Genomic DNA, 6759 nt, shown 5'->3' with positions numbered 1-6759 from the left:
GCCCCCGCGCTGCCGGCCCCGGCCCCTCAGCTCCCCGCCGCCAGCCGCTGCCGCGCCTCCATCAGCGCGAAGCCCAGCAGATTCAGCCCCTGCCAGCGGGCCGGATCGGCGGCGCGCTCGTCGTCCGCGGCCAGCCCGATGCCCCATATGCGGTCCAGCGGGCTCGCCTCGACCAGCACCCGCTGCCCCGTGCCCAGCAGATAGTCACGCAGCGCCGCGTCCTGCCCGAACTTGTGCACATTCCCCTTGACCACGAGGTCGTACCGCGCGCGCTCCCAGGTCTCGTCGTCGAAGCCGCGCACCGAACGGCCCGCGTCCTTCGCCTGCTTGGGGTGACCCGCTCTGAGCACCCGCTGCAACGCCTGGCGGTCGCCGAACAGCCGGGCCTTGCCGGCCATCATCCAGTGCTCCGCCGTGGCGTACCGCACGCCGTCCACCATGAACGGCGCCGGCCACCACTGACTGAAGCAGCTCGCCCCCAGACTGCCGTCCCGGCGCGGCGCATGGCCCCAGAAGTACACGTACTTGCACTTCCCGCCCGACTCCAGCGCCGCGCACAGCTCCGCCACCGATCGCGGCCCGTCGGCCACGCGCGTCTCCTCCGTCATCCCCGTCGCCCCCTCTTCCCCGATCCGGTCCCACCCGGTCCTGCACCATGCCGGGATTCTGCCAGCGGGCACTGACAACGTGTCGGGCGGCGGAACGACGGATTTCGCAGAATCCGTCGCGTAACCAAAAGGAAACAACGGAATCACTTGTTGGGCCCCGCTTTCCCTGTCAAGATCGGCCATCAATTCGGGAAAGAGCTACGCCCGGCAGTGCCCGCGAACGCTCGGCCGCCGGTGGAGGAGAGCGCCATGGATCAGCGATTCGATGTCACCGAACGATTCGCCCAAGGGGCTCAGTTCATCGCTGGAGAGCTGCGCCCGGGGACCTCCGGACGCACTCAGGCCGTCACCGACCCGGCCACCGGCGAGCAGGTGTACACGTACGAACGGGCCGGGACGGCGGACGTGGACGCGGCCGTCGGCGCGGCCCGGCAGGCGCTCCCCGAATGGGCGGGCGCCACGCCCGGCGAGCGCTCCGACGCGCTGCACCGCTTCGCCGCCGTACTGGACGAGCGGGCCGAGGAGTTCGCGTACGCCGAGTCGCTGCAGTGCGGCAAGCCGATCAAGCTGAGCCGGGAGTTCGACGTCCCCGGCTCGGTCGACAACGCCGCCTTCTTCGCGGGCGCCGCGCGCCATCTGGAGGGCAAGGCGGCCGGTGAGTACAGCGGCGACCACACCTCCTCGGTCCGGCGCGAGCCGATCGGCGTCGTCGGCTCCATCGCGCCGTGGAACTACCCGCTGCAGATGGCCAGTTGGAAGGTCCTCCCGGCCATCGCGGCAGGCAACACCATCGTCCTGAAGCCCGCCGAGATCACCCCGCTGACCTCAGTGATGTACGCCCAGGCCGCGCGCGAGGCGGGTATCCCGGACGGCGTCGTCAACATCGTCTCGGGCGCCGGACAGGACGCCGGCGAGCACCTCGTCGGCCACCCCGACGTCGCGATGACCTCCTTCACCGGCTCCACCGCGGTCGGCAAGCGGGTCGCCGAGATCGCCACCGCCACCGTCAAGCGCCTCCACCTGGAGCTCGGCGGCAAGGCCCCCTTCGTGGTCTTCGACGACGCCGACCTGGACGCCGCCGTGCACGGCGCGGTGGCCGGCGCGCTCATCAACACCGGCCAGGACTGCACTGCCGCCACCCGCGCCTACGTGCAGCGCCCCCTGTACGACGCGTTCGTCAGCGGCGTCGCCGACCTGATGGCGACCGTACGGCTCGGCGACCCCTTCGACCCGGCCACCGACCTCGGCCCGCTCATCTCGCACGCCCAGCGCGACCGCGTCGCCGGTTTCGTCGAGCGCGCGCGGAAGTACGCCACCGTCGTCACCGGCGGAGAGGCGCCCCAGGGCGAACTGGCCAAGGGCGCGTACTACCGGCCCACCCTCATCGCGGACGCCGCGCAGGACAGCGAGATCGTGCAGTCCGAGATCTTCGGACCGGTGCTGGTCGTGCTGCCCTTCGACACCGACGACGAGGGCCTCGCGCTCGCCAACGACACCCCCTACGGACTCGCCGCCTCCGCCTGGAGCCGCGACGTCTACCGCACGGGCCGCGCCGTCCGCGAGATCAAGGCCGGCTGCGTGTGGGTCAACGACCACATCCCGATCATCAGCGAGATGCCGCACGGCGGATACAAGGCATCGGGATACGGCAAGGACATGTCGGCGTACTCGTTCGAGGAGTACACGCAGGTCAAGCACGTTATGTACGACATCACGGGCGTGGCCAGGAAGGACTGGCACCGCACCGTCTTCGGGGACCGCGGCTGAGAGCTGTCCGGCGCCGCACCATCCGTTCACTCCACCGGCTGACCACCGGCCGACCTCGAAAGGCCACACCGTATGGAGCACACCGCGCAGCCCGAACCGCTCTCCGCGGCGGAACTGGCCGCCATGCGGCGCAGTATGACCAACGGCCGGATGGCCCTGACCCGGCGGTCCCTGATGCGCGCGAGCGGTGCCGGGGTGCTGGCGCTCGGCGGCCCGATCGCCCTGTCGGCCTGCGGGATCCCGCCCGCGGGCCGGACGGACGCGGGCTCCTCCGACGACCACTCGCGCCAGGAGAAGCGCATCGCGTTCTCCAACTGGACCGAGTACATCGACGTCAGCGAGGACGAGAAGCACCACCCGACGCTGGAAGCCTTCACGAAGCGGACCGGCATCAAGGTCAAGTACACCGAGGACATCAACGACAACGACGAGTTCTTCGGGAAGGTCCAGGCCCAGCTCGCGGCCGGTCAGGACACCGGGCGCGACCTGATCTGCCTGACCGACTGGATGTGCGCGCGGATGATCTCGCTGGGCTGGATCCAGCCGCTGGACCCGGCCAACCTGCCGCACGCGTACACCAATCTCTCGCAGCAGTTCCGCAATCCCGACTGGGACCCCGGGCGCGCCCACTCCTACACCTGGCAGGGCGTCCCGACCGTCATCGCGTACAACAAGAAGGCCACCGGCGGCCGCAAGGTCGACTCCGTGGAACAGCTGCTGGAGGACCCCAAGCTCAAGGGTAAGGTCGCCTTCCTCTCCGAGATGCGCGACAGCATCGGCATGACCCTGCTCGACATGGGCGAGCGGCCCGAGGACGTCACCGACGACACCTTCGACGCGGCCGTCGCCCGGCTCCAGAGGGGCGTCGACAAGAAGCAGATCCGCCGCTTCACCGGCAACGACTACCTCAACGACCTCAGCAAGGGCGATCTGGCGGCCTGCCTCGCCTGGGCGGGCGACGTCGTACAGCTGCAGAACGACAACTCCGACATCGAGTACGTCATCCCGGAGAAGGGCTACACGACCGCGGCGGACAACCTCATGGTGCCCAACAAGGCGCGCCACAAGGAGAACGCCGAGCGGCTCATCGACTACTTCTACGAGCCCAAGGTGGCCGCGCAGATCGCCGCGTACATCAATTACGTGTGCCCGGTCGACGGGGTGCGCGAAGAACTCGCGAAGATCGACAAGAAGCTGGCGGAGAACAAACTGATCCTCCCCGACGAGGAAATGGCGTCCAAGTCGCACAACTTCCGCGCACTCAATGCCAAGGAGAGCAAGGAATACGCGCAGAAGTTCGCCGACCTGACCGGTGCCTGACCGCCCTTCCGCCCACCTCACCCCCGGGACCCGACACATGACAGAGCTCGCGAAGCACGACAGCAGCGGCGGCGACGTCCGGCTGTCCGGCATCAGCAAGACCTACGGCTCCTTCACGGCCGTCCAGCCGCTCGACCTGACCGTTCCCGCCGGCTCCTTCTTCGCCCTCCTGGGCGCCTCCGGCTGCGGCAAGACCACCACCCTGCGCATGATCGCGGGCCTGGAGGAACCCACCACCGGCACCGTCGAGCTGGCCGGCAAGGACGTCACCGCGCTGCCGCCCTACAAGCGCCCGGTGAACACCGTCTTCCAGAACTACGCGCTCTTCCCGCACCTGGACATCTACGAGAACGTCGCCTTCGGGCTGCGCCGCCGCGGCGTCAAGTCCGTGAAGAAGCAGGTCGGCGAGATGCTCGACCTGGTACAGCTGGGCGAGCAGGCCCGCAAGAAGCCGCAGCAGCTCTCCGGCGGCCAGCAGCAGCGTGTGGCCGTCGCCCGCGCGCTGATCAACCACCCGCAGGTGCTCCTCCTCGACGAGCCGCTCGGCGCCCTCGACCTCAAGCTCCGCCGCCAGATGCAGCTGGAGCTCAAACGCATCCAGACCGAGGTCGGCATCACCTTCGTGCACGTCACGCACGACCAGGAGGAGGCCATGACGATGGCCGACACGGTCGCGGTGATGAACGGCGGCCGCGTCGAGCAGCTCGGCGCCCCCGCCGACCTGTACGAGAACCCCGGCACCACCTTCGTCGCCAACTTCCTCGGCACCTCCAACCTCATCGCGGCGGAGATCGCCGAGGCGGGCGGCGAACAGCTGCTGCTGACGGCCGGGGACACCAAGCTGCGGCTGCCCGCCGCGCGATGTTCCGCGAGCAGCGTCCGTACGGGCGAGAAGGTGCTGGCGGGCGTGCGCCCCGAGAAGATCGCCCTCACGCACGCCGACGACGCGGGATCCATACCGGAGGGCGTCAACCGGCTGCCGGGCCGCATCAAGGACGCCAGCTTCATCGGCGTCTCCACGCAGTACGTGATCGAGACCCGAGGGGCCGGTGAACTGGCCGCCTACGAGCAGAACATCGAGCGCGACGGCCGGCTGGTGCCGGGCGCCGAGGTGGTACTGCACTGGAACCCCGCGCACACCTTCGGGTTCTCCGCCGACCAGGACATCGCCGCCGGTGCGGACGCCGACGAGGAGGCCGCGTGAGTGCCGCCACCCAGGCGCCGCCGGAGCCGGCGGCGCCCGCCCTCGAAGTGCGCAAGCCGCCCACCCGCAAGCGGCTCGTCCCGTACTGGCTGCTGCTGCCCGGCATCCTGTGGCTGCTGGTCTTCTTCGCCGCGCCGCTGGTCTACCAGGCGTCCACGTCCCTGCAGACCGGCTCCCTCGAAGAGGGCTTCAAGGTCACCTGGCACGTCGCCACCTACTGGGACGCGCTGGGGGAGTACTGGCCGCAGTTCGTCCGCTCGGTGGTCTTCGCCGCCACCGCGACGCTGCTCTGCCTGCTCCTCGGCTACCCGCTCGCCTACCTGATCGCCTTCAAGGCGGGCCGCTGGCGCAACGTCGTGATGATCCTGGTCATCGCGCCGTTCTTCACCAGCTTCCTGATCCGCACGCTCGCCTGGAAGACCATCCTCGCCGACGGCGGCCCGGTCGTGGGCGTCCTCAACTCGCTGCACATCCTGGACGTCACCAGCGCGATCGGCCTCACCGAGGGCACCCGCGTGCTCGCCACCCCGCTCGCGGTGGTCTGCGGCCTCACGTACAACTTCCTGCCGTTCATGATCCTGCCGCTCTACACCTGTCTGGAGCGGATCGATCCGAGGCTCCACGAGGCGGCGGGGGATCTGTACGCCAAGCCCGTCACCACCTTCCGCCGGGTGACCTTCCCGCTGTCCATGCCCGGCGTGGTCGCCGGCACGCTGCTGACCTTCATCCCGGCCGCCGGTGACTACATCAACGCCGAACTGCTGGGCTCCACCGACCAGAAGATGATCGGCAACGTCATCCAGTCGCAGTTCCTGCGCGTCCTGGACTACCCGACGGCGGCGGCCCTCTCCTTCATCCTCATGGCGGCCATCCTCGCCATGGTCACCATCTACATCCGCAAGTCGGGGACGGAGGACCTGGTCTGATGCGCTGGCTTCGACGCAATGCGGTGGTGATCGCGGGCCTGCTGACGCTGGCGTACCTGATCCTGCCCAACGTCATCGTGATGGTCTTCTCGTTCAACAAGCCGAACGGGCGCTTCAACTACGAGTGGCAGCGGTTCTCCACCGACGCCTGGACCGATCCCTGCGGCGTCGCCGACCTGTGCGGCTCCCTCGGACTGAGCCTGCAGATCGCGGTCTGGGCCACGGTCGGCGCCACCGTACTGGGCACCCTGATCGCCTTCGCGCTGGCCCGCTACCGCTTCCGCGCCCGCTCCTCCGTCAACACGCTGATCTTCCTGCCGATGGCGATGCCCGAGGTCGTCATGGCCGCCTCGCTGGCCACGCTCTTCCTCAACATGGGCATTCAGTTCGGCTTCTGGACGATCCTGATCGCGCACATCATGTTCTGCCTGAGCTTCGTGGTCACCGCGGTCAAGGCCCGCGTGATGAGCATGGACCCGCGGCTGGAGCAGGCCGCGCAGGACCTCTACGCGACCCCGGTGCAGACGTTCCTGAAGGTGACGCTGCCGATCGCGGCACCCGGTATCGCCGCGGGTGCGCTGCTCTCCTTCGCCCTCTCGTTCGACGATTTCATCATCACCAACTTCAATGCGGGCTCCACCGTGACCTTCCCCATGTTCGTCTGGGGATCGGCGCAACGAGGCACGCCCGTTCAGATCAATGTCATCGGAACAGCGATGTTCCTCATCGCCGTGCTCTGCGTACTGGGCGGACAATTGTTCACCGGACGCCGTAAGAGGAGCTGAGAACCATGGCACGAGCTGCCATGAACCCCACCGCCGGGCAGACCGCCCGGACGCCCGCACCGGCCGTGCACGCGCTCGCGGACGCCGCCCCCACCCCCTTCTGGCTCGCCGACCAGCGCCGGAAGGGCAGCGGGGCGGTCCGGGTCGTC

Annotated in this window: 6 protein-coding genes; 5 read left to right on the top strand and 1 reads right to left on the bottom strand. The window is 69.0% G+C overall.

Annotated features, from left to right (window positions below; genetic code table 11):
• Nucleotides 1-26 precede the first annotated feature (26 nt).
• Nucleotides 27-608: a riboflavin biosynthesis intermediates N-glycosidase gene (gene ybiA, locus CCS38_RS01585; RefSeq protein WP_223731369.1), complete on the bottom strand. Its 582-nt coding sequence runs from the start codon at nucleotides 606-608 to the stop codon at nucleotides 27-29.
• 249 nt (nucleotides 609-857) lie between these two features.
• Between ybiA and CCS38_RS01580 the strand changes: the two genes are divergently transcribed.
• From CCS38_RS01580 to CCS38_RS01560, 5 genes are all read left to right on the top strand, one after another.
• On the top strand, nucleotides 858-2375 hold the full coding sequence (locus CCS38_RS01580) for a gamma-aminobutyraldehyde dehydrogenase (protein WP_223731368.1): 1518 nt from the start codon (nucleotides 858-860) through the stop codon (nucleotides 2373-2375).
• 72 nt (nucleotides 2376-2447) lie between these two features.
• Entirely contained in the window at nucleotides 2448-3695 is a 1248-nt protein-coding gene (locus tag CCS38_RS01575) for a polyamine ABC transporter substrate-binding protein (protein WP_223731367.1), read from the top strand.
• Nucleotides 3696-3732: 37 nt separating this feature from the next.
• Nucleotides 3733-4899: an ABC transporter ATP-binding protein gene (locus CCS38_RS01570; RefSeq protein WP_223731366.1), complete on the top strand. Its 1167-nt coding sequence runs from the start codon at nucleotides 3733-3735 to the stop codon at nucleotides 4897-4899.
• On the top strand, nucleotides 4896-5825 hold the full coding sequence (locus tag CCS38_RS01565) for an ABC transporter permease (RefSeq protein ID WP_223731365.1): 930 nt from the start codon (nucleotides 4896-4898) through the stop codon (nucleotides 5823-5825). Before CCS38_RS01570 ends, CCS38_RS01565 begins: the two co-directional genes overlap by 4 nt.
• Nucleotides 5825-6610: an ABC transporter permease gene (locus CCS38_RS01560; RefSeq protein ID WP_223731364.1), complete on the top strand. Its 786-nt coding sequence runs from the start codon at nucleotides 5825-5827 to the stop codon at nucleotides 6608-6610. Before CCS38_RS01565 ends, CCS38_RS01560 begins: the two co-directional genes overlap by 1 nt.
• Nucleotides 6611-6759: the final 149 nt, after the last annotated feature.

The sequence above is a fragment of the Streptomyces purpurogeneiscleroticus genome (genome assembly GCF_020024005.1).
GTDB lineage: Bacteria > Actinomycetota > Actinomycetes > Streptomycetales > Streptomycetaceae > Streptomyces > Streptomyces purpurogeneiscleroticus.
This window is presented reverse-complemented; position numbering and strand designations above follow the sequence as displayed.